This is a genomic window from Streptomyces hoynatensis (assembly GCF_003626535.1).
Taxonomy (GTDB): Bacteria; Actinomycetota; Actinomycetes; order Streptomycetales; family Streptomycetaceae; genus Streptomyces; species Streptomyces hoynatensis.
In genome coordinates this window covers 46,640-67,105 of sequence record NZ_RBAL01000010.1, presented here as the reverse complement: position 1 = coordinate 67,105, position 20,466 = coordinate 46,640, and the positions used below count along the sequence as shown (strand labels likewise).

Genomic DNA, 20,466 nt, shown 5'->3' with positions numbered 1-20,466 from the left:
TGCTGGCCGCGATGATTCGCCAGCGGTGACGAACTACGAATGAAGCCCAATGAAACATGAGTTCCTCCGGCTGGCCGCCGGGCCCGCGGGCCCGGCGGCTCAGACCTCTGGACGGTCGTGGGGGTCGGGGGTCAGGGCTGCGTCGGCGACGCCTGCGCCAGCCGTTCGGCCAGCGCGCGGGAATCCTTCTTCACTTGGGTCACGAGGACCTTCTTCAGGAGCGACTTCGGCATGATCCCGAAGTAGTCCCCCGGGTCCACGTCGAACGTCCAGCGCACCTGCGTGGTCCCCGGCTCCTGCTCGGCGTAACGGTAGCTGCCGACGTAGCGGAAGGGACCGTCGAGCACGGCGAACCTGGAGTGCCTGCCAGGCTCGAAATCGGTGATCTCCACCGAGAACGCCAGCCGCCTGCCGACCATCTGGAAGACGATCTCGTAGTGGCAGCCGGGCCGGGCCGGGCCGTTGAGCAGCCGCGTCTCCTGGCAGGCCGACTGCCACTCGGGGTCCCGCGCCGGGTCGGAGAGCCACCGGAACGCCTCCTCGGGCGAGACCGGGAGCCGGAACTCGTGTGTGGCCTCAATCATCGTCGTTCATCGTCCCTCTGGGTTCCTTCCGGTGCTTCCGGTGCTTGCCGGGGCTCTTCTCTTCCTTCCGGGGCACTTCCCGCTCCTTCCGGGGCACTTCCCGCGCCGCCTCCCGCCTGCCGCGCCTCCCCCGGCGGGCCCGGCAGGTGCGGGGCGATCGCCCCGGCGGCGACGGCGGCGTGCGGCGGGTACATCACCGAGTTGTGGTCGCCCGGGACGTCCACGATCCGCAGCGCGCCCTTGACCAGCCCGTCCCAGCCGAGGGCGGGGCCGTAGTCGGCCGGCTCGTCCACCGCGCGCAGCAGCAGCAGGTCCACGTCGGCGGGCTCGGGCAGGTAGGTCTGCAGCGCGATGCCGTTCGCCAGGTACGCCTCGAAGTAGCGCAGCACCTGGGCGCGGTCGGCGTCCTCGGGCAGCACCCCGGCGGCCGCGGCCCGCGCCAGGATGTGGTCGAACGCCGCGTCCCCGCCCAGCGCGCGCAACTCGTCCGCGGGGATGTCGAGTTCCTTGCCGTAGGGCACGGCCAGGTCGCGGGCGAACCAGGAGAGCAGCGTGGCGTCGTCCGCCGACTCGGGGATGTTCTCCGGGATCGGGGCCCGGCTGTCGATCGCCACCAGCAGATCGACCTCCTCGCCGGCCTCCCGCAGCCGGCGGGCCGCCTCGAAGGCGATGACCCCGCCGAAGCACCAGCCGCCCAGGGCGTAGGGGCCCTCCGGCTGCACCTCCCTGAGGTGGCCGAGGTAGCGGGCGGCCATCTCCTCCACGCTCACCTCGGCCTCGCCCTCCGCGTCCAGGCCCGGGGCCTGCACCGCCATGACCGGCCGCCCCGGCGGCAGGTGCCTGGCGAGTTCGACGTAGCAGAAGACGGTGCCGCCGAAGGGGTGGAACAGGAACAGCGGCCGCCCGCCGTCCGCCCGGCGCAGCGTCACCATCGGCCCGCGCGCCGCCTCCTGGCCGCCCTGGCGCACCACGGTGGCGAGTTCGGCGATGGTGCCGTGCCGCAGCAGGGTGGCCACCGGGATGTCCACGTCCCACTCGGCGCGGATCGCCGCGGCGAGCCTGACGGCCAGCAGGGAGTGGCCGCCCACCTCGAAGAAGTCGTCGTGGACGCCCACCTCGGGCAGGTCCAGGAGCTCCGTCCACATCCTGGCGAGGGTGATCTCGGTGGCGTCCCGCGGCTTCTCGAAGGGCGCGGACCGGTCGAGCCCGGCGTCCTTCGGCGCGGGCAGCCGCTTCCTGTCGACCTTCTTGTTGGCCGTCAGCGGCAGTTCGGCGAGGGGGACGACGAGTCCCGGCACCATGTACGGCGGCAGCGAGCGCGCCGCCAGCGCCCTGAGTTCGGCGGGCTTCGGCTCGGCGCCGGGCTCGGCCACCACATAGGCGACCAGCCGGTCCTCCCTGACCACGACGACGGCGGCGGACACTCCCTCGGCGGCCTGCAACACGGCCTCCACCTCGGCGAGTTCGATGCGGTAGCCGCGGAGCTTGACCTGGTTGTCCAGGCGGCCCAGGTGCAGCAGCCGCCCGTCGCCCGTCCACCTGGCGCGGTCGCCGGTGCGGTAGAGGCGCTGCTCCGGCGCGGCCGGCAGCCCGGTGACGAACCGTTCCGCCGTCAGCTCGGGCCGGTCCCAGTAGCCGAGGGCCAGGCCGTCCCCGCCGATGTACAGCTCGCCGGGGAAGGCGGGTTCCACGCGGCGGCCGTACTCGTCCAGGACGTACAGCAGGGTGTTGGCGATCGGCGCTCCGATGTCCACGCCGCGCCCCGCCGCCACGCGGCCCGAGGTGGACCAGATGGTGGTCTCCGTCGGGCCGTACACGTTGCGCAGGCTCGCCACCCGCGGGGCGAGGAACTCGGCCAGCTCCCGGGGGAGTTCCTCACCGCCGCACAGCACGTTCAGCCCCGGGTGCCCCGCCCAGCCCGCCTCGCGCAGCATGCGCCAGGAGGTGGGGGTGGCCTGCATCCAGGTGGCCCCGGAGTCCGCGATGCGGGCCGCGAGGGCGGCGCCGTCCGCGGCGGTCGCGCTGTCGCAGAGCAGGACGCGCCCGCCCGCCACCAGCGGCAGGTACAGCTCAAGACCGGCGATGTCGAAGGAGACGGTGGTGACGGCGAGCATCGCGTCGTCCGCCGAGAAGCCGGTGTCGTCCCGCATGGCGAGCAGCAGGTTCACCAGGGCGCCGTGCGGGATGGCCACGCCCTTGGGGCGGCCCGTGGAGCCCGAGGTGTACAGCACGTACGCCAGGTCGGCGGGCGTGACGGGCGCCGGCTCCCCGTCCCACGGGGCGCCCTCGCCCGCCCCGGCGGTCCCGGCGCCTTCGCCCGTGCCGCCGGCTCCGCCCCGGGCCCCGCCCAGGACCTCCTCCAGGCACAGGACGGGCAGCCCGCCGGGCACGGCGGAGCGCAGGGACTCCTGGGTGAGCAGCAGCCTGGCGCCCGAGTCCTCGGCCATGTACCCGAGCCGGTCCGCGGGCAGTTGGGGATCGAGCGGCACGTACGCCGCACCCGCCTCCAGCACCCCGAGCAGGGCGGCCACCAGCGGCGCCCCGCGGTCGGCCGGCACCCCCACCCGGTCGCCCCGGCGCACCCCGGCCGCGCGCAGCGCCCCGGCCACGGCCCGCACCGCGCCCAGCAGCCGCCCGTAACTCCACTCCTCGCCGTCCGCCACCAGGGCGGTGGCCTGCGGCGTCCGCCTGGCCTGCGCGCGCAGCAGGCCGGGCAGGGTGTCCTCGGGCAGCTCCCGCCGGGGCCCCGTGCCCCAGGCGTTCAGCCGCGCCAGCTGCCCGGCGTCCCCGCGGGGCAGGGTGCGCACCGGCTCGTCCGGCCGGGCGGCGAGGGTCTCCACGGTCGCGGCGAAGGCCGCCGCGAGCTCGCGGCCCGTCTCGGCCGTGAACACGTCCGTGGTGAAGCGCAGCACGCCGACGTAGCCGCCGTCCCGTTCGCCGCCCATCTCCACCCACAGGTCGGCCTGGCCCTCCTGCTGCGGCAGCGGGTGGGGCCGCAGGACGGCGCCCGCGATGCGCACCTCGGTGCCGAGGTCGGGTTCGAGCAGGAAGAACTGGCCGAGTTCCGGGCTGAGCGGCAGGCGGTCCCAGGCGAAGCCCGCCTGGTAGAGCGGGGTGCGGCTCGGGTCGCGTGGCAGCGCCAGCTCCTTGACCAGCCGCGGGAAGGGGATCTCCTGCCCGCGCATCGCGTCCAGCGCCCGCTCCTTGGCGGCGGCCACCAGCTGGCGGTACGTCGCCTCCTCGTCGGCCTCGCCGCGCACCACGACGGTGTTGACGAAGTTGCCGAGCGCGTTGCGGAAGCGGCGCTGGAGGCGGCCCGAGGTGGGGGTGCCGACGAGGACGTCCCGCCGGCCGCTGAGCCGCCCGAGGAAGACGACGTACGCGGCGAGCAGCGCCATGTACGGGGTGCTCGCCGTCTCGCGGGCCAGCCGCCTGACGGCCTCGCTGGCGGCGGCGGACAGCGAGAAGGCCGCCGAGCCGCCCTCGTGGCTGGGCTCGGGCGGCCGGGGCAGGTCGCCGTGCAGGTCCAGGCTGGGCGGCGCGTCCGCCAGGCGCGCGGTCTCGGCGGCGAGCAGCGCCCTGGCCTCGGGCGACTCCAGGAAGGCGTCCTGCCGCTCCGCGTACGCCCGGAACGCGGACCCGTCGATCTCCGCGGCGCCCGGGGTGCCCGCGGTGCCCGCGGTGCCCGGGGTGACCTCAAGGCGCCGGCGGGCCTCGGTGAGCAGCAGCGCCAGGGACCAGAAGTCGAAGGCGATGTGGTGCATGACGACCGTCAGCACCCACTCGCGTGCGCCGGTGCGGTAGAGGCGCACCCGCCACAGCGGGGGCCGGCCGAGGTCGAAGGGCACCCGGCTGTCGGCCCTGATCCGCGCGTTCAGCTCGTCGGCGCCCAGGCCGCGCGCCTCGTGGGTCTCGACGTCGAGCGGCACGCTGTCCTGCACCCACTGTTCGGGCCCGCCCTCGGGCCCGGGCCGGAAGCAGATCCGCAGCGCCTCGTGCTCGCGCACCAGGTCGGCGAGTACGCCCGCGGCCTTGGCCGCGAGGCCGCCGTCCTCGGTGATCCGGGCGGAGAACACCAGGTGGTAGGCGGCGCAGCCGGGGTCGGCCCGGTGGATGAACCAGAGCCCGACCTGCTGGGAGGAGATGTGGGGGACGCGCACCGCCGGGGCCGCGGCGGGCGACTGGGTTTCCTCCGCCATCACTGCCCTTCCGCGGCGGTGGCCGTCAGCTCACCCTGCATCAGGGCCCACAGGGCCTCGGTCAGCGCGTCCACGGTCGGGTGGTCCCACAGCAGCGTGACGGGCAGGTCCGACAGGCCGCAGGTCTCCTCGATCTCCATGCCCACGGAGAGGGCGGCCATGGAGTCGAGGCCGAACTCGGTGAAGGGCCGGTCGGTGGGCAGCTCGGCGGGCGCGTACCCGGCCTCGCTCGCTATCGCCTTGATCAGCACGTCGCGTACGTCGTCTATCGTCTGGGCCTGGTCACTCATGTCGGTAGCAGAACCTTCCGAATGGGCGTGTCTCGAAGGAAGTCACTCAAGGGGCAAGGGGCAAGGGGCAAGGGAACCCGGAGGCGGAGCGGGAGGGCGGGCCGGACCCGGCGGGGCGGGCCCCCTCCCTCAGGGCAGGTGCGGACCGCCCGGCGGCCCCTGACGGATGCCGCTCTCCTCCCGGGCGCCCGGCGCCGCCTGGCGCACGGGCCGCAGCGAGAAGAACTCGCCCGCCTCGTGCTGGGCCTGGAGGCGGGCGCACAGCCGCGCGGCGATCTCCTCGTCGAGCTCGCCGAGTTCGTAGGTGTGGACCTGCTCGCGGGCGAGCGCGGCCTGCAGCCAGCCGCCCTCGGCGAAGAACGCGTCGAGGTGGTCCCGGTTGTACAGCCAGATCCCCAGGGCGGCGACCTTCGCGTGCAGCGCGCAGCACTCCTCGGCGAGCCTGATCAGCCGCGTCGACGTCGTCTTCGTCGTCGCCGCGGCCGCCGTTGCCGTGGCCGTCGCCGGTGCCGCCGCTGCGGGTGCCGCCGTTGCCGTGGCCGCCGTTTCCCCGGGGGCCGCCGCGGGGTGGGGCGCCCGGCCGGCCGGGCGGCGCCTGGCCTCCGCCACCCGCGTGAACAGCGCCTCCACGTCCGCGCGCAGCCGCTCCGCCAGCGACCGCAGGGCCGCCAGCCGCTCCTCGCCGCACCCGGGCGAGGGGGCGAGCGCCGCCAGCCGCTCGCACAGGGCGGGCAGGCTCGCGAAGGTGGCGTCCCTGCCGCGGCCGAAGACGGCGACCCGCGCCGGCTCGAACTCCGGCAGCGCCGCCCGCAGGTCGTACAGGGCGCTCCAGTCCTCCTCGCGCGGCCTGCGGCGGGCCTTGACCATGCTGGAGAGCTGGAGGGCGACGCTGTCCAGGCACACCGGCTCGCTGCCGTCGAAGACCGAGACGATCGCCGCGTCGCGGAGCATCTTCTGGAAGACGCCCTGGTGTTCGGCCTCCCGCATGTAGTACCTGGCGCCCAGGGTGCGGGCCAGGACCTTGCCGTTGTGGTCCACCAGCCGGGCCACCTCGACCTTGGCGAGGTTCGCCCAGATGCTGAACTCCTCGGTGTACAGGTGGAGTCCGCGCATCGCCACCAGGCTGACGCACTCCGCGACGAGCAGGCTGAGGTAGGCGTTCGCCAGCGACTCGGCCACGTACGGTATGCGGCTGGCCGGGCCCTCGTACAGCACCCGCCGCGACAGGAAGCCGCCGACCGTCCGCAGCATCGTGTCGCCCGCGCCGAGGGACAGGCCGGTGCAGAAGGTGCGGGTCACCAGCAGCCCGCGCAGGGCCAGTTCGAGGCCCTCGCCCTCCGCGCCGAGCCGCGCCGAGGCGGGCACCCTGGCCTCCTCGAAGGAGACGCCGCTGATGTCGCAGCCGCGCAGCCCGTACGTCGGCACCCGCGGCATCCCCTCGACCCGGCCCGAGGCCACGGCGGCCTTCTCCACCAGGAACAGGGACTGCCTGCGCCGCGCCGAGACGTCGTCGGGGGCCGCGTCCGCCCGCGTCGCCCCGAGCAGCACCACGTGGGTGGAGGAGGCGCCCCGGTTGATGGGCCACTTGCTGCCGTTCATCACGTACTCGCCGCCCTCGGGCAGGGCGAGGAACTCGTTGGCGGCCAGGTCGGCGCCGTGGCCGGGCTCCGAGTAGGCCAGGCAGGGCACGACCTCGCCCCGCAGCAGCGGCGGGAGCGCCCGCGCGCGCTGCGCGGCGTCGCCGCCGATCCACACGAGCATCATCCACAGCTGGGTGCTCTCGCTGACGGCGACGCTCATGTTCCGCCGCGCCACCACCCGCGAGAGCCACAGCAGTTCCTCGCAGGAGCGCAGCGCGCCCCCGTGCGCGGCGGGCACGAAGTACCGGTGGAAGCCGAAGGCGCGCAGCCGCCGCACGCCGTCCGCGGGCAGCTCCTCCCGCTCGTCGAGTTCGAGCGCCCGCGCGAACGACACGGTGTTGGCGGGGAGTTCGGGGTCACCGAGCCACCTCTCCGCCTCCTCGGCCAGGACGCGGGCGTCGACCAGGACGCCGTCCGCCGGCGCCTCGGCCTCGGCCGGTGACTGCCGCGCCACCAGGTCCTTCACTCCCACTGCATTCCTCTCGATATTGCCCGTTCATTCCCCGTTTCGCAGGCTCCGCCGGAGGGGCATCAACGGCCTCCCCGGCATTGCCCCGGGTCGCTTGCCGCCGGTTCCCTCGGGTTTCCCTGGGTTTCCCCGATGTCCCCCGGAATCCCCCGGATTTCCGTTTTCCGGCCCGCCGGGCGGCGGGGTGCCTGATTCCCGATCGGCGCCGCCGCGACCGGCCCGGGTTCGGGCCGGGCCGCGCGCCGCGCGACCCCGGGGGCCGGCCGGGTGGGCGTCCGGCAAAGGGGCCCGGGTGAATTCCCGCCGAGGTGGCGACACGGAGAAGGGCCCCGCCGAAATCCGGCGAAGCCCCGCGAAGCCATCCATGAGCCTGACCCCTCAGGCGATCACCGAAGCGGCGCACCGCCTTCGGCGCCATGACATCCGCGGGGGACCCGCAGGCTGTCGCACCTCGAAGGGCATCTGCTCGTCATGGAAAATTCACCCCTTTTGACGCGCCGTCGGACCATGCGTCATGCCGGTTGTGGACCTGCCGATACCCAACGGCTCGTCACATACTTGCAGATGCCATCGGGGTTGGGAACGCATCTTCGGTTTGGTCGAGTATCAGTTCTGTAATAAAAGGAACACTACTACCCGGTTCCCATTGCCGGTAGTGCCGAGCCGAGGGAGGCAATTCCTCCCGGAAATGGCCGGTACGGGCGGAATGACCTCGCCCGCCGTGCCGCGCACGCTCCCACCTGGGCCTCGTGAGCCGGGCCACCTTCCGTGACCTGGGAACCGCGTGCACCATTTAAAGGAAGGGTGACCCGAAACCCCCTGGAAGGGAAGGGGTCGGACGCCGCCGATCCACCGCACATTGCCGCCGGCCGTCGGCCGGGTGCCGCGCCTGCCACCGTCCCGTTCCGCAGAATCCACTTGCCCCGGCGCCGCCCGGGCGCCTACCGTGCGGCCCATGAACAGCCCCGAGTCGGACAGAGCCCGGCCGCCGGTCCCGCGGCGGCGCGACGTTCTCTGAAACGACGCGGCCTGGCCTCGGGCGGCCCACCGCCCGGCCGCTCCCGCCTCCGGTGACCGGACACGCCCCGCGCGTCTGCCCGGCTCGTTCACGGCTCCTTCGGCCCTTTCGAACGCCCTCGGGTCCTCTCGGCCCCCTTCCGGCTTCCGCCGTGCCCTCCTGACGGCGCGGGCCGGCGGGCAGCGCGCGGCGTCCACGCCCGCCCCCGCCTCGCCGGAGCCAGCCTTGCCTGCCTTCCTCTACGTCCTCGCCCTGGCCGTCTTCGCCCAGGGCACCTCCGAGTTCATGCTGTCCGGCCTCGTGCCCGGCATCGCCCGCGACCTGTCCGTCCCGGTGGGTGCCGCCGCGAGCCTCACCTCCGCCTACGCCGCCGGCATGATCGTCGGCGCCCCCGCCGCGGCCGCGCTGAGCGCCCGCTGGCCACGGCGCCGCGCCCTGGCCGGCTTCCTCGCCGCCTTCGTCCTCGTGCACGTGGCCGGCGCGCTCACCACCGACTTCGCCGTGCTCCTCGGCACCCGGGTCGTGGCCGCGGTCGTCAACGCCGGGTTTCTCGCGGTCGCGATGTCCGTGGCCACCGCCCTGGTCCCCGCCGCCCGGCGGGGCCGGGCCACCGCCGTCCTGCTCTCCGGCGTGACGCTGTCCTGCGTCGCCGGGGTCCCGGCGGGGGCGCTGCTCGGCGACGGCTGGGGGTGGCGGGCCGCGTTCTGGGCCGTGGCCGCCCTGTGCCTGCCGGCGCTCGCCCTCGTCTCCCGCTCCGCCCCCACCGAGGCGAGGCATCCGGACGGCGCGCGTCGTGCGGGGGGCGCGGGTGGGGCGGGGGTGCCGCGGCTGGGCCGGGAGGTCCGGGCGCTGTGGGCGCCGCGGGTGCGGCAGGCCCTCCTGCTCGCCGCCCTCGTCAACGCGGCCACCTTCGCGAGTTTCGCCTACCTCGCGGTCATCGCCACCGACGTGACCGGCCTGCCCGAGGGCGCGGTGCCCGCGCTCCTCGCGGCCTTCGGCGCCGGCGCCTTCCTCGGCGTCACCGCGGCGGGACGCGCCACCGACGGGCGGCTCGGCCGCGGGCTCGTGCTCCTGCTGTGCGCCCTCCCGCTGGGGTGGGCGTCGCTGGCCGTGACCAGTTCCTCGACTCTGCCGCTGTTCGCGGCGGCGGCGGTCCAGGGGGCCCTGTCCTTCGGCGCGGGCACGGCGCTGGTGACCCGGGTGCTGCGGGTCGCCTCGGCGGCGCCCACGCTCGGCGGCTCCTTCGCCACGGCGGCGCTCAACGCCGGCGCGTTCGCCGGCCCGCTGCTGGCCGCGGCCGGCACCGGACTCACCGGCGAGGCCGCGACCGCCGCCTGGGCGAGCGCCGCCCTCGCCGCCGCGGCCGCCGCCCTCGCCCTGCCCGCCGTACGCCCCGGACGCGCGGCCACGCCCGAATCCGCCTGACCCCCGGCGCCCGTGCCAGGGCCCCGGCGGCGTGGGGATCGCCGCCGCCGGGGCGGCCGGGGGAGCCGGAGCGGTCGCGGCAACACCAAGAGCCCGCCCCGGCCGACGCTGGTCGGCCGGGGCGGGCCCGGGTGCCGGCGGCCCCTGTGCGGGGGCCGCGGGGGAGTGCTCTCACGCTCCGTGCGGGGTCACTCAGTACGCCTGGTCGACGTTGTCCATCGAGCCGTACCGGTCCGCGGCGTAGTTACAGGCCGCGACGATGTTGGCCACCGGGTCGTAGATGTCGTTGCTGGTGCCGTCCACGTGGTACTGCTCGAAGGTCGGGTCGATCACCTGGAGCAGGCCCTTGGAGGGGATGTTCTTCTGTGCGTTCTCGTCCCACATGTTGATCGTGTGGGGGTCACCGGAGGACTCGCGCATCAGGTTCCGGTAGATGCCGTCGTAGGTGCCCGGGATGTCGTGCTTGTGCATGACCTCCAGGGCCTTGTTGATCCACCGGTCGATGTCCTCGTGGCTGGCGGGGACGGGCTCGGGCTGGGCGTCGTGCGGGATCGGCACGAGCTTGCCGTCCTTGTAGTGCGCGCCGCGGCCCTCGTCGTCGCCGCCCTTGGCGTGCGACTTGTCGGCCACGAGCATCGCGTGCACGTCCTTGCCGACCTGCTCGGGGGAGGTGGGCAGGGCGGTCGTCGTGGCCGTCGCGGCGGTGCCGGCGTGGGTCGTCTCGGCCTGCTCGGCGGCGTGCGCGTGGTGGGGGACCAGCACGGAGGCGGCCACGCCCGCCGAGGCGGCCGCCAGGGCGGCCACTCGCGCCGAGCGGCGCAGTGCGGTCACAGGAGCAGTCGTCTTGATCGCGAGCATGGGAGAACCTCCCGAAGCAGAAGGAGAGTCGTGCGCTGAGTGCGCGGAACGATGCCCAGTTTGGGAGGTAATGCGGCATTGGTGCAAAGGGCGGATCTACGATGCCCCACCCGGGAATCCGCCCCGTTCCGGCAAGCGTCCCCACCCTGGCCCCGATCGACGAGGGCCGGTCCTACGACCCCGCCTCGCACGTGAGCCACGTCTCATGCGCCACGTCACAAGCCCCGGCCCTTTCCCTCACCGCCCGTGCCGCACGCCGACGCACCCCGCGACGGCCTCAATTGCCCCGGGCGAACCGCCCGTCACCCCCCGCGTCATCGAACCCCCGCCCCCAGCCCCCCAGTTCACCCCACCCACCCCCGCGCCACACCCCACCCACCCCGCGCTCCACGACCTTTGGCCCCACGCCCCGCGACCTTCGGCCCCCGCGCCCCGCGACCTTCGGCCCTCCACCCCCGCCCTTCGCCCCTCCGCCCCAGGGCCCTCGGTCCCCGCCCCACGGGCCTTTGGTCCGCCGCCCCCGCGGGCCTCTCGCCCCCGCACCGGAAACTCCAGGCCCCTTACCCCGGAAACTCCAGGTCCCTCGCCCCCGCGTCCTGGCTCCGGACCCACGCGTCCTGGCCCCGGACCCGCGCCCCTCACCCCCCTTGACCCTGGCCCATGGGGCCCACCCCTGGTCCCTCCCGCGGGCCGGCGCCCTTTCCCACCCCGAGCCATCTCCCCCACGCGCCCTCCCGCGCCCCAAGCCCCTCCTTTAACCACCCACCCGCCCGCCCCCCTCTCACCCTCCTCACCTCACCCCTCCTTGCCTCCCCCTTCCCTCCCCCTCCCCTTCCCTCCCCTTCCCTCCCCTCCCTCTCCTTGCGTCTCCTCACGTCCCGCCCCGGAGGCGGCGGTTGCCCTCGGCACGCGGACAACTCCCCGTAGCGCGACGTACCGTGGTGGGGCGACCACAGCAAGCGGCGGCGTTCGCGGCCCGGTTCGCCCCCAGGGGGAGCCCGTACCGCGAACGCCGCCGCGAAAGGGAACGCGAAAGGGAAGGGACCTCGCCACCTACCGCGTGGCAGGCTCGGGCGCGGGCTCCGGCAGGCGCACGGGCCGCAGCCGCAGGCGGTTCGCGCCCCAGGCGATCAGGGAACAGAGCACCAGCGTGCCGGCGAAGTGGAGGAGCCCCTGCCGCAGTGGGCCCGCGCCCACCGGCTCGATGGCGTACGCGGCCAGCTCCCGGGTCGACCACATGGGCAGCGCCTTGGCGAAGGCGTCTGCCGGGTCGGCGAGCAGTTGCAGGGCCATGAGCGACAGGAGCGCGAGCGCGCCCTCGAGTTCCCGCGGCAGCACCAGGCTGACCAGCGCGCCGAGCGGCGCGGCGACCAGCACCGTCGTCCCCAGCAGCAGGGCGACGGCCGGCAGGCGCGGCACGTCCAGGGTCGCGGCGACGAGGGCGAAGTAGGCGCAGGCCAGGGCGAGCCCGGCGCCGACGAGGGCCAGCTGGCGGCCCAGAAAGAGGGAGGTGGGCGACGCGCCGATCACGCTCAGCCGTTCGCCCAGCCGGCGGGCGCCGACGTGACTGAACAGGGAGAGCGTGGCGATCGCCCAGCCGACGCCGATGGCCAGGAACCGGATCGCCTGCCAGTGCACGTCCAGCCGCACCAGGTAGAACACGAGCGGCAGCAGGAAAACGAAGAGCAGGGCGACGCGGCGGCGGCTCGTCTCGCGCAGGCTGATCGCGGCAATGGTCAGGGTCATCACTCGTCCACCCGGTGCAATTCCAGTACGTGGTCGACTCGTTCGAGATCGTGCAGCAGGTGGGTGACCACGAGCACGCCCGCGCCCGCGTCGCGCCACCTGAAGACCTGGTCCCAGAAGTCGAGGTAGGAGGTCTGGTCGAAGCCCTGGTAGGGCTCGTCGAGAAGGATGAGGTCGGGGCGGTTCAGCTCGCTGAGCACGACGTTCAGCTTCTGCCGGGTGCCGCCCGAGAGGTGCGCGGCCACCACGTCCGCGCGCGGTCGCCAGCCCAGTTGCCCGGCCAGCTGCTCGCCAACCGCGACGGACCTGCGGCGGCCCATCCCGTGCACGGCGCCGAAGAGCCGGAAGTGCTCGGCGGGGGTCAGCAGGGGCGAGACGCCCTGCTGCTGCGGCGCGTACCCCACCCGCGCCGTCCGCTCTACGAGGCCGCCGCTGGCGCGCGTCACGCCGGCGCAGATGTTCAGCAGCGTCGACTTCCCCGAGCCGTTGGCCCCGACGACGGCCGCCACCTCCCCGGCGCGCAGCACGAGGTTCACGCCGCCCAGCACGGTGCGGCGCCGGTACCTCTTCGTCACCCGGCTCAGCCGCAGCACCACCGGGCCCCGCGCCCGCGCGAGCGGAGCCGCCGTGGCGGCGACGGCGCGGAGCGTCCGCGCCAGCTCCCGCGCATACGCGACGGCCGGGCCGTACAGCTCCGCGGGCTCACGCCCCGCCTCGCGCGCCTCGGCCACCGAGTCCCCGGCGAGCCGCCTGGCCTCGCCCTCCGGTACCCCGGCCTCGACGAGGTGCCCGGCCAGCCGGGCGCCCCATTCCCGTCCGAAGGTCACGACGCCCCCGCCTCCCCGGCCCCGGAACCCACCGAGGTCACCGCGTCCACCGCGTCCCGGAACGCCGCCCACCCCCGAACCCGCTCCGCGAGCGCGGCCCGTCCCGCGGGGGTGAGTTCGTAGTACTTCCGCGGCGGCCCCGCACTCGACGGCTCCCGCTCGGTCCGCACCAGCCCCTGCTTCTCCAGCCGCAGCAGGGAGGGATACAACGTCCCCCCGGGTATCTCCTCGAACCCGGCCGCAGCCAGCCGCTCGACGAGCCCGAGCCCGTAATCCCGCCGCTCGGCGAGCAGCCCGAGCAGACACACATCCAAAAACCCATGCAGCCACTGCTGCCTCACCGGCCCCAACACGCTAAGCAGCCTAACTGACTACCGGTACTCAGTCCATCTACCAACCCCTCCTCTGGGACCCCCAACTGGGCCGCGGTGGCGGGGGCTTCGGCACGGGGTGGAGAGAGAAGCGAGGTGACAGGCTCGGGGCTGGCAATCGCCGAGGCTGCGACGAGGGGGCCGTGCCGTTCCTCATGGTGAGGCGGGGAGCTGCGTCAGGACGGCAAGATCAACTCGGGGCAAGGAGGATGCGGTGCCGCGTGGTCACTTGGGCTTGCCTGAGGAATCGGGTGCTGCGGCCGCCTCGACAGTCGCGATGATCCGTGCTGCGGCCTCATCGCGGGGCTCGTGCTCCCATACCCGCACCACGGTCCAGCCAGCCGCACGCAGCGCTTCGTCCGCGGCGCGGTCCCTGGCGACGTTGCGCTCGAGCTTCGGCCCCCAATATCCGGCGTTAACGCCTGGCTGGCGTCCGTGCTCAGGGCAGCAGTGCCAGAAGCACCCGTCCACGAAGACCGCCACCTTGGCCCGGGTGAAGAGGATGTCCGGACGTGGGCGGGCGCCTTCCAGGTCCAGCCGGACGTCGACCCGGTAGCGCTTGCCCGCAGCGTGCAGGAGCGATCGGATGGCCCGCTCCGGCTTGGTGTCCCTCCGTTTGATGGCGGCCATGTTGCGGGAACGGCCCGGAGTCGGCGGGGCCGTGGCTGGGAGGTCACTGCTGCGGGTCATCGCGCATACGGTAGCCGAAGGGGCTTTGTCACACCCACGGTGTTAGATGAGTGAGGATAGGAGCTCTGTGGAGTGTCAGACCTGGAGGTACGAGCGTGGCTGATCTGTCGGTCGTGGAAATCTGCGCGGGCGCGGGTGGCCAGTCGCTGGGCCTGGAGCTCGCCGGCTTCCACCATGCCCTGGCGGTAGAACTCGATGGGAACGCGGCGGCGACACTCAAGGAGAATCGCCCGGATTGGGACGTCAGGATCGGCGATGTGGCCGACCGTGAAGTCTGGAAACCAGAGGAATTTGCCGGTATTGACCTCCTTGCCGGTGGTGTTCCGTGCCCCCCGTTTTCCATCGCCGGAAAGCAACTTGGGGCCGTCGACGAGCGTGATCTTTTTGCCTGGACAGTGGAGCATGTGAGCAAGATTCGGCCTCGCGCCCTCCTGCTGGAGAATGTGCGTGGTTTGTCGATGCCCCGGTTCGCAGCTTACCGGCAGCACGTGAAAGACCGGCTGAAAGAGGAGGGGTACTGGTCTGACTGGAAGCTTCTCGAGGCGCGGGACTACGGTGTTCCGCAGCTTCGCCCCAGGTTTGTCCTGGTGGCAATGCGGCCCGAGGACGCTCCGTGGTTCTACTGGCCCGACGAAAATCCGTGCACTGGTACGGTCGGGACGGAGCTCTATGAGCTCATGGCTTCCAGGGGCTGGCGCGGCGCCAGGAAATGGGCTGACGGGGCAAACGGAATCGCACCCACCATCGTCGGTGGTTCGAAGAAACATGGTGGCGCCGATCTCGGCCCGACTCGTGCAAAGGCTGCATGGCGAGCCCTCGGCGTCGACGCGATGGGTGTGGCCGACGAGCCGCCGAACGAGTCGCATCCGGTGGGTTTTCTTCCCAAGCTGACTACGGAGATGGTGGCCCGAATTCAGGGCTGGGGAGCTTCTCCTGAGTATCAGTGGACGTTCACTGGCCGGAAGACGAGCAGGTACCGGCAGATTGGGAATGCTTTTCCCCCGCCTGTTGCTCGCGCGGTGGGAACGTCCATTGTGAATGCCTTCAAGCAGAAAGGGACGCCGAAGGACCTTGCGGAAGTAGAGAAGGAAGTCCTGCACGATCCGCTCTACGTGGCGCTGAAGGCCGCCAAGTCCCCGCTGACCGAAGAGGAGCTGGTGCGGGCCTCCGGCGAAAAGATCGATTCATCTTCTTTCGAACGCCGCATGGCGATGCTTGCCCGCGACTTCGTGATCGACGAAGACGACCGCCTCGACGGCCGTGCGTACCGGCTGGTGGACTTCAAAGGGTTCACCGGCCAGAAGGGGCACGAGCGGCACGCACGGTTCGCGGAGATGCGGTCACGGATCAGCTGAACGAATTGCCGGAAGCAGCCATGATTCAGACGGCCAGGTCCAGCGGCAGGTCGCTGATATCGCGCAGACGTTTGCCATTGACCAGCGTACTGAGCATGCTGATTGCCTCGTCGTTGCCCGTCTTCTCGACCGCTTGGATCAGTTCGGGAAGGGCGAAGTGGTAGACGGTGTCGATGTCGCCGGTGCCCAGCGCCAGGGACGCCAGCCTTGAGGGCGTGGGTTCGCCGGTGACGACCACGATGTGGGGCGTGCGTCCCTTCCGGTTTCTGATGACGTTAAGGGCTTCAGAGCGCGCGTTCTGGGCGCGGTCGCTGCGGAGCGTCCACTTGCAGGACACTATGGCGTGGACGATCGCCCGCTCCTGGTTGACTTCCCTGAGGATGGAGTACCGGCCGGACTCCTCGTCCACAAGCTCCCGCTCTTGGTTGATGAGGCCGTCCGGCTCCGGGGCCCGCAGCACCAGGATATCGGGGCTGATCTCATAGGAGTTTCCGAGGACGGAAGCGAGCGTCCGGTTGCTCTCGATCACATGCGCGAGTTCCCCGAGATGTGCGTATGGCTCGTACTTGGAGATCTGGTACTCGCCGCGTGAGCTGCCGACGTTCTCGATGCGCCACTTGCCGGGGCGCAGCGAGCGGAAGAGGGGGAAGACTGCAGCGAGGAACTCCTCCACCGCTTGCTCGAACTGCTTCCCCGCGCGCTGGCCATCAAGCTTCTTCGGGACGATCTGCGCACCGAGCGCCTTGGCGATCGCTGCCGCAATAGCCGTGCTGGTCTTCTGGTTGCTGTCAGCGTTAGAGGCAACCCCGTCTGGAGACAGGGACAGCGTGTGCCTAGCAGCGAGAGCCCCGTGGAAGTGCTGCCTTGCGACTGTCAGTGCCGCTGTCATGTCTATGAGTACCTCATCATTGGTTCTGCCGTGTCAGCCTTCGAGCACCGAGCGGATCTCTTCACGTGCCTGGCCGGGGAGCCGTCGATAGGCGTTCCAGGCCCTTTCCAGAGCGGTGGAGCCGCGCCGCTCCCGATCAATCCACCGGAGAAGCCGGCGCCGTTCGCTCCCGTCCAGCATCTGGATCTCCGCGAGAACCTCGTCTGCCCTGGCGGGAGCGCCATCTGACCCGGCTCGGCAGCGCTTGCATTCGGTGACCAGCAGGGTCTCTTCGTGGCCGTCGGGCAGGACGGTCGTGCGGCGGGTAACAGACAGCACTGCGGTCTGGTGGGCGTCTTCTGGATAGGGCTCTCCGCCTGAGATGCCGCATATGGTGCACATGTAGCCGTCTTGACTCATCGCCAGCTGCTTCTCCTTGGCCGAGACCGCCTTGCGGGGCGCCGCGGCACGGCGGGCGGCTGGGTCCCAGACCGGCACACCGGCCTGTGCGAAACGCTGATCTTCGGCGAGGAGGCTCGCGTCCTCGGCGTTGGTGAGGATGACCCACCCGTAGTCGCGGAGATCCCGGAGGCGCCGGTCGGCCTGTGCGACCTTCGGGAAGGCCGCTCGGAGTTGCTCCTTGGTGAAGGTGTTGCCCTCGCCGATCTCCTGGACGAGCCACAGGGCCGCCCGGACCATGGTGCCGGCCTTCAGGCTCGGGTCGTTCCATGCGGGCATCGGCACGTGGGTTCCCTCCTTGGCGGGCTCCACCGGGCGCCGCAACGGCCCGTCAGCTGTCGGTGTCTCCTGCCATGATGCAGGAGACGCTGACCGCGGATGTCCCCTAGGAGGCCCTTGATATGGGTGTGCAGTTCGGAGTCCCGCCCGAGGGCGAGAAGATCCGCTCCCTGGTGCAAGAGCGCCTGGAGCAGGCCGTACAGGATAACGGAGCCAAGGTCAGCGTTGACTGGCGCGGCGAGCGAAAGCACCTGCACGTCATCTCCATGCCGGTTGACATGCTGTACTTCAATCCCGACACCCACCGCATCCGTGCGCAGCGCACCCTGGACCCGGAACGCAACCGTGTGCTCGAGGAGGAGCCATGGAGTGAGGCGGCGCAGGAGTATCTGCATCACCTGCTGAGCTGCAAACCGTCTAATCCCCACCAGACCGATCCGGACTACACGGCCCTGCGGGATGAACTTGATGATTTTGGGCAAAAGGAGCCGGGGATCATCAGCCCCGACGGCATCCTCGTAGACGGCAACACGCGATGCGCTGCCCTCAAGGACCTCGGAGTCAGGGACATCCGTGTGGGGGTCCTCCCGGCCGACACCTCCCGCCGGGACATCAACAGCGTGGAACTCTCTCTTCAGCTTCGCCGCGATAAGCGCCGCGCATATTCCTATATCAACCGGCTCATGGCAATCGAGGAAGAGCTCAGGGATGGGCGGCGAGAAGAGGACGTGGCTCGCGATTTCAATATCAAGACGGCTACTCTCCGTCAGGACCGCTGGGTGTACCAGTTGATCGAGGAAGCGATCGAGCGGAGTAGCAGCGGAAACGGGATACGGCTGAGGCTGGTGGACTTCGAGGACCAGCAGGAGAAGCTCCGTGAGCTGCACCGTGACTACAGCGCGCTGGCGAAGGCCGATCCGGATGCCGCCGAGCGGCTGAAAGAGGCACGCCTGGCCATGGTGGTTCTGAACTTCGCCAAGACGTCAGTCCGTCTCGCTGAGGCAGATTTCCACAGCCGGTACCTGCAGGAGCGGCTGCCGGAAGAGCTTCGGCCCAGGCTGCGGGAAGCCGCCCCCGTTTCCATCCCTGGCCTGCCCGGTGTGTCGGTCCCCGACGTGACGGCTTCGCTGAAGATCGCCCGCGCGGTCACCGACAACCTCCTTCAGGCGAAAGCCGCCGCCCAGGCCGGAAGCAAGCTCAGTGCCGCTGAGGTCGCCACTGCGGACTCTCTCGTCAAGACGGCGCGCAAGACCTTTGACGTAGCAGTCAAGCTGGCTGGACAGCGCGCCGAATTGCAGAAACGGAAGGTCGCTGTTCCTGAACGTCTCACGGATGCCGCTGACTACGTGAACCAGTGCGCTGCCGAGTTCGCAGAGGCAAAGCAGAAGCGTGCCCTCGACGAGGAAGCCTTCGACGACGCCTTGCTCACCCTGCGTGCCAGCCTGGCCCGCCTCGCGAAACAAGCGAGCCGCACGTTCAGTTCTCCCGGCGACGGCGTGGCCTGGCTTCTGGACGCGGCGAGGGAGGACTGATGCCCACGCGGGCGACCGGGCTGAGCCTGTCGATTGAGTTCGGCGACGTTGCGACGAAAGCGAGGTTCCGGGCTGGCAGTGGCTGGGAGGAAGCGCTCAGGCGCCTCTCGGTGTCCTTCAGCAGTTGTGTGCAGAGATCGCCCGGTACAGCCGATGTCGACATAGACGAGCTTCTGGGCAACCTTATGGCTCTCGCGTCCTGGCCCGAGCCGGACAGCGTGGCCTGGGACCCACAATTGGCGGCCCTGGCCACGGATTCAGCCAAGGATGCCCAGACCGTGGCCCAGCGCCTGGACCCGGATGCCGCTCACAGCGGAGAGACCGATGCTGCGGATGTCGGAGACCTGCTTGGCCCGGACTGGAAAGGGGCACTGACCACGTTCCAGCGCAGGGATCTTGCGAAGCTTCTGTCTTTGCGGCATGGCGCTAACTTCTCAGTCCCGGGAGCCGGGAAGACCCGGGTCGGCCTTGCGGTCTTCCACGCTCTGCGGCGCAGCGAGGGCGCCGAACGGCTCCTGGTCGTCGGCCCGAAGTCGTGCTACGAGGCCTGGCAGGACGAGAATGAGCAGTGCCTGCGCGAGCCGCTGCGTATGGAGGTGTTCTCCCGGGGCGCAGATCCGGCCGCTGATGCCCTCCTCGTCAACTACGAGCGACTGGACGGGGCTGTGAACGAACTCGGCCAGTGGCTGGCGGCGCGGCCGTCCCTGCTCGTCCTGGACGAGGCGCACCGGATGAAGCTCGGCGCCGCGGGAACGTATGGGGCAGCATGCCTCGCCCTCGGTCCCAGGGCCCGGCGCCGGCTGATCATGACAGGTACTCCTGCGCCAAATGGCGTGAGAGATCTGGAGAACCTCTTCGGCTTCGTCTGGCCTGGGCACGGTCGTCAGAAGGTCGCGCAGGCTGTCGCAGGCGGGGACCTTGCCCGGGCCAGCCAGGTTCTCCGGCCTCTGTACGTCCGCACCACTAAGAGCGAACTCGGGCTGCCACCGGTAACGACGAACCTGCGCCTCCTTCCCCTGCCCGCGGTCCACCAGGAGGTGTACGAGGCTCTCCTGGGGCGCTTCTCTGCCCGCGCCGCCGGATGTGAGGGCGATTTCCAAGCGCTCGGCAGAATCGTGGTGTACATGCTGATGGCCGCGACGAGTCCAGCGCTGCTCTCCGTCGGCACCACGCGGCACGAGCCCCTCGCCTATCGGGTGCCACCGCTAGCCGTACCAGCGGGAACCCCGCTGTTCGAGCTCATGCAGGACCTCCCGAACTATGAGATGTCTCCGAAGTACCAGGAGGTCCTGGCCATCGTGAGGCAGAACGCCGCCTGCGGACGCAAAACGCTTGTGTGGTCAACCTTCGTGCGATCCCTGAACACGCTGGAACGCATGCTTCGGAATTTCTCGCCAGCCGTGGTACACGGGGGAACCGAAGACCGCCAGGCGCAGATCGAACGCTTCCGCGCCGACCCGGACTGTGCCGTGCTGCTGTCTAACCCGGCCACTCTCGGGGAGGGCATCAGCCTCCACCATCACTGCCACGACGCCGTCTACGTCGACCGGGACTTCGCTGCCGCGCGCTTCCTGCAGAGCCTTGACCGGATTCACCGGCTTGGCCTTGCTCCTGAGGCAGAGACCCGGATTACGGTGCTTGCTTCAGCGGGAACCATCGACGAGGTCGTCGATGGACGTCTGCAAGACAAGCTTCAGTTCATGGGAAGAATTCTCGATGATCCCGACGTCCAGCAGCTCGCCGACCTAGACGAAGAACCCGCGATCGGCAGCGGCCTGGACCAAAGGGATCTCGAGGCGCTGATGGGCCATCTCCATGCCGGTACCACCTGAACCGGTCCTGCGTGCGGCAGTTCG

Annotated in this window: 15 protein-coding genes; 4 read left to right on the top strand and 11 right to left on the bottom strand. The window is 71.4% G+C overall.

Annotated elements, in window-relative coordinates:
• Positions 1-131: 131 nt before the first annotated feature.
• The 4 genes from D7294_RS18160 to D7294_RS18145 form a co-directional block, all read right to left on the bottom strand.
• Positions 132-584, bottom strand: coding sequence for an SRPBCC family protein (locus tag D7294_RS18160; protein ID WP_120681020.1), 453 nt, complete (start codon positions 582-584; stop codon positions 132-134).
• Positions 581-4,783, bottom strand: coding sequence for a non-ribosomal peptide synthetase (locus tag D7294_RS18155; protein WP_120681018.1), 4,203 nt, complete (start codon positions 4,781-4,783; stop codon positions 581-583). Before D7294_RS18155 ends, D7294_RS18160 begins: the two co-directional genes overlap by 4 nt.
• On the bottom strand, positions 4,783-5,073 hold the full coding sequence (locus D7294_RS18150) for an acyl carrier protein (protein ID WP_120681016.1): 291 nt from the start codon (positions 5,071-5,073) through the stop codon (positions 4,783-4,785). The genes D7294_RS18155 and D7294_RS18150 overlap by 1 nt, the downstream gene beginning before the upstream one ends.
• Before the next feature lie 129 nt (positions 5,074-5,202).
• Positions 5,203-7,185 carry an acyl-CoA dehydrogenase family protein gene (locus D7294_RS18145; RefSeq protein WP_241562451.1) on the bottom strand — a complete coding sequence of 661 codons (1,983 nt, stop codon included), beginning with the start codon at positions 7,183-7,185 and terminating at the stop codon, positions 5,203-5,205.
• A gap of 1,240 nt (positions 7,186-8,425) precedes the next feature.
• On the opposite strand from D7294_RS18145, the gene D7294_RS18140 reads away from it, so the two are divergent.
• Positions 8,426-9,625, top strand: coding sequence for a Cmx/CmrA family chloramphenicol efflux MFS transporter (locus D7294_RS18140; RefSeq protein WP_120681014.1), 1,200 nt, complete (start codon positions 8,426-8,428; stop codon positions 9,623-9,625).
• A 192-nt stretch (positions 9,626-9,817) separates the two neighbouring features.
• Here the strand turns inward: D7294_RS18140 and D7294_RS18135 are convergent, their stop codons facing one another.
• The 5 genes from D7294_RS18135 to D7294_RS18115 all read right to left on the bottom strand — a co-directional run bounded on the left by D7294_RS18135 (position 9,818) and on the right by D7294_RS18115 (position 14,117).
• Complete coding sequence (locus tag D7294_RS18135) at positions 9,818-10,483, bottom strand: transglycosylase SLT domain-containing protein (RefSeq protein WP_120681012.1); 666 nt, start codon at positions 10,481-10,483, stop codon at positions 9,818-9,820.
• Positions 10,484-11,536: 1,053 nt separating this feature from the next.
• Entirely contained in the window at positions 11,537-12,229 is a 693-nt protein-coding gene (locus D7294_RS18130) for an ABC transporter permease (RefSeq protein WP_120681010.1), read from the bottom strand.
• Positions 12,229-13,056 (bottom strand): ATP-binding cassette domain-containing protein, encoded by an 828-nt coding sequence (locus tag D7294_RS18125; protein WP_120681008.1) that lies wholly within the window; start codon positions 13,054-13,056, stop codon positions 12,229-12,231. Before D7294_RS18125 ends, D7294_RS18130 begins: the two co-directional genes overlap by 1 nt.
• Positions 13,053-13,409: a PadR family transcriptional regulator gene (locus D7294_RS18120; RefSeq protein WP_277751104.1), complete on the bottom strand. Its 357-nt coding sequence runs from the start codon at positions 13,407-13,409 to the stop codon at positions 13,053-13,055. Before D7294_RS18120 ends, D7294_RS18125 begins: the two co-directional genes overlap by 4 nt.
• Positions 13,410-13,652: 243 nt before the next feature.
• Positions 13,653-14,117 carry a very short patch repair endonuclease gene (locus tag D7294_RS18115; protein WP_120681006.1) on the bottom strand — a complete coding sequence of 155 codons (465 nt, stop codon included), beginning with the start codon at positions 14,115-14,117 and terminating at the stop codon, positions 13,653-13,655.
• A 95-nt stretch (positions 14,118-14,212) separates the two neighbouring features.
• Between D7294_RS18115 and D7294_RS18110 the strand changes: the two genes are divergently transcribed.
• Complete coding sequence (locus D7294_RS18110; RefSeq protein ID WP_120681004.1) at positions 14,213-15,472, top strand: DNA cytosine methyltransferase; 1,260 nt, start codon at positions 14,213-14,215, stop codon at positions 15,470-15,472.
• A gap of 25 nt (positions 15,473-15,497) precedes the next feature.
• Here the strand turns inward: D7294_RS18110 and D7294_RS18105 are convergent, their stop codons facing one another.
• The gene (locus D7294_RS18105; protein WP_120681002.1) at positions 15,498-16,361 is read right to left on the bottom strand and encodes an NgoMIV family type II restriction endonuclease; all 864 of its coding nucleotides are present in this window, start codon (positions 16,359-16,361) and stop codon (positions 15,498-15,500) included.
• A gap of 33 nt (positions 16,362-16,394) precedes the next feature.
• Positions 16,395-17,078, bottom strand: a complete 684-nt coding sequence (locus D7294_RS18100) for a hypothetical protein (protein ID WP_120681298.1) — start codon at positions 17,076-17,078, stop codon at positions 16,395-16,397.
• Positions 17,079-17,200: 122 nt separating this feature from the next.
• Here D7294_RS18100 and D7294_RS18095 point away from each other — a divergent pair, with 122 nt between their 5' ends.
• Complete coding sequence (locus tag D7294_RS18095) at positions 17,201-18,610, top strand: ParB/RepB/Spo0J family partition protein (protein WP_120681000.1); 1,410 nt, start codon at positions 17,201-17,203, stop codon at positions 18,608-18,610.
• Positions 18,610-20,442 carry a DEAD/DEAH box helicase gene (locus D7294_RS18090; RefSeq protein ID WP_120680998.1) on the top strand — a complete coding sequence of 611 codons (1,833 nt, stop codon included), beginning with the start codon at positions 18,610-18,612 and terminating at the stop codon, positions 20,440-20,442. The genes D7294_RS18095 and D7294_RS18090 overlap by 1 nt, the downstream gene beginning before the upstream one ends.
• Positions 20,443-20,466: the final 24 nt, after the last annotated feature.

Bases quoted from the DNA above. Each gene is read 5' to 3' on its own strand.
- D7294_RS18160 (WP_120681020.1), bottom strand. From the start codon at position 584: ATGATTGAGGCCACACACGAGTTCCGGCTCCCGGTCTCGCCCGAGGAG.
- D7294_RS18155 (WP_120681018.1), bottom strand. From the start codon at position 4,783: ATGGCGGAGGAAACCCAGTCGCCCGCCGCGGCCCCGGCGGTGCGCGTC.
- D7294_RS18150 (WP_120681016.1), bottom strand. From the start codon at position 5,073: ATGAGTGACCAGGCCCAGACGATAGACGACGTACGCGACGTGCTGATC.
- D7294_RS18135 (WP_120681012.1), bottom strand. From the start codon at position 10,483: ATGCTCGCGATCAAGACGACTGCTCCTGTGACCGCACTGCGCCGCTCG.
- D7294_RS18130 (WP_120681010.1), bottom strand. From the start codon at position 12,229: ATGACCCTGACCATTGCCGCGATCAGCCTGCGCGAGACGAGCCGCCGC.
- D7294_RS18115 (WP_120681006.1), bottom strand. From the start codon at position 14,117: ATGACCCGCAGCAGTGACCTCCCAGCCACGGCCCCGCCGACTCCGGGC.
- D7294_RS18105 (WP_120681002.1), bottom strand. From the start codon at position 16,361: ATGACAGCGGCACTGACAGTCGCAAGGCAGCACTTCCACGGGGCTCTC.
- D7294_RS18100 (WP_120681298.1), bottom strand. From the start codon at position 17,078: ATGCCCGCATGGAACGACCCGAGCCTGAAGGCCGGCACCATGGTCCGG.
- D7294_RS18095 (WP_120681000.1), top strand. From the start codon at position 17,201: ATGGGTGTGCAGTTCGGAGTCCCGCCCGAGGGCGAGAAGATCCGCTCC.
- D7294_RS18090 (WP_120680998.1), top strand. From the start codon at position 18,610: ATGCCCACGCGGGCGACCGGGCTGAGCCTGTCGATTGAGTTCGGCGAC.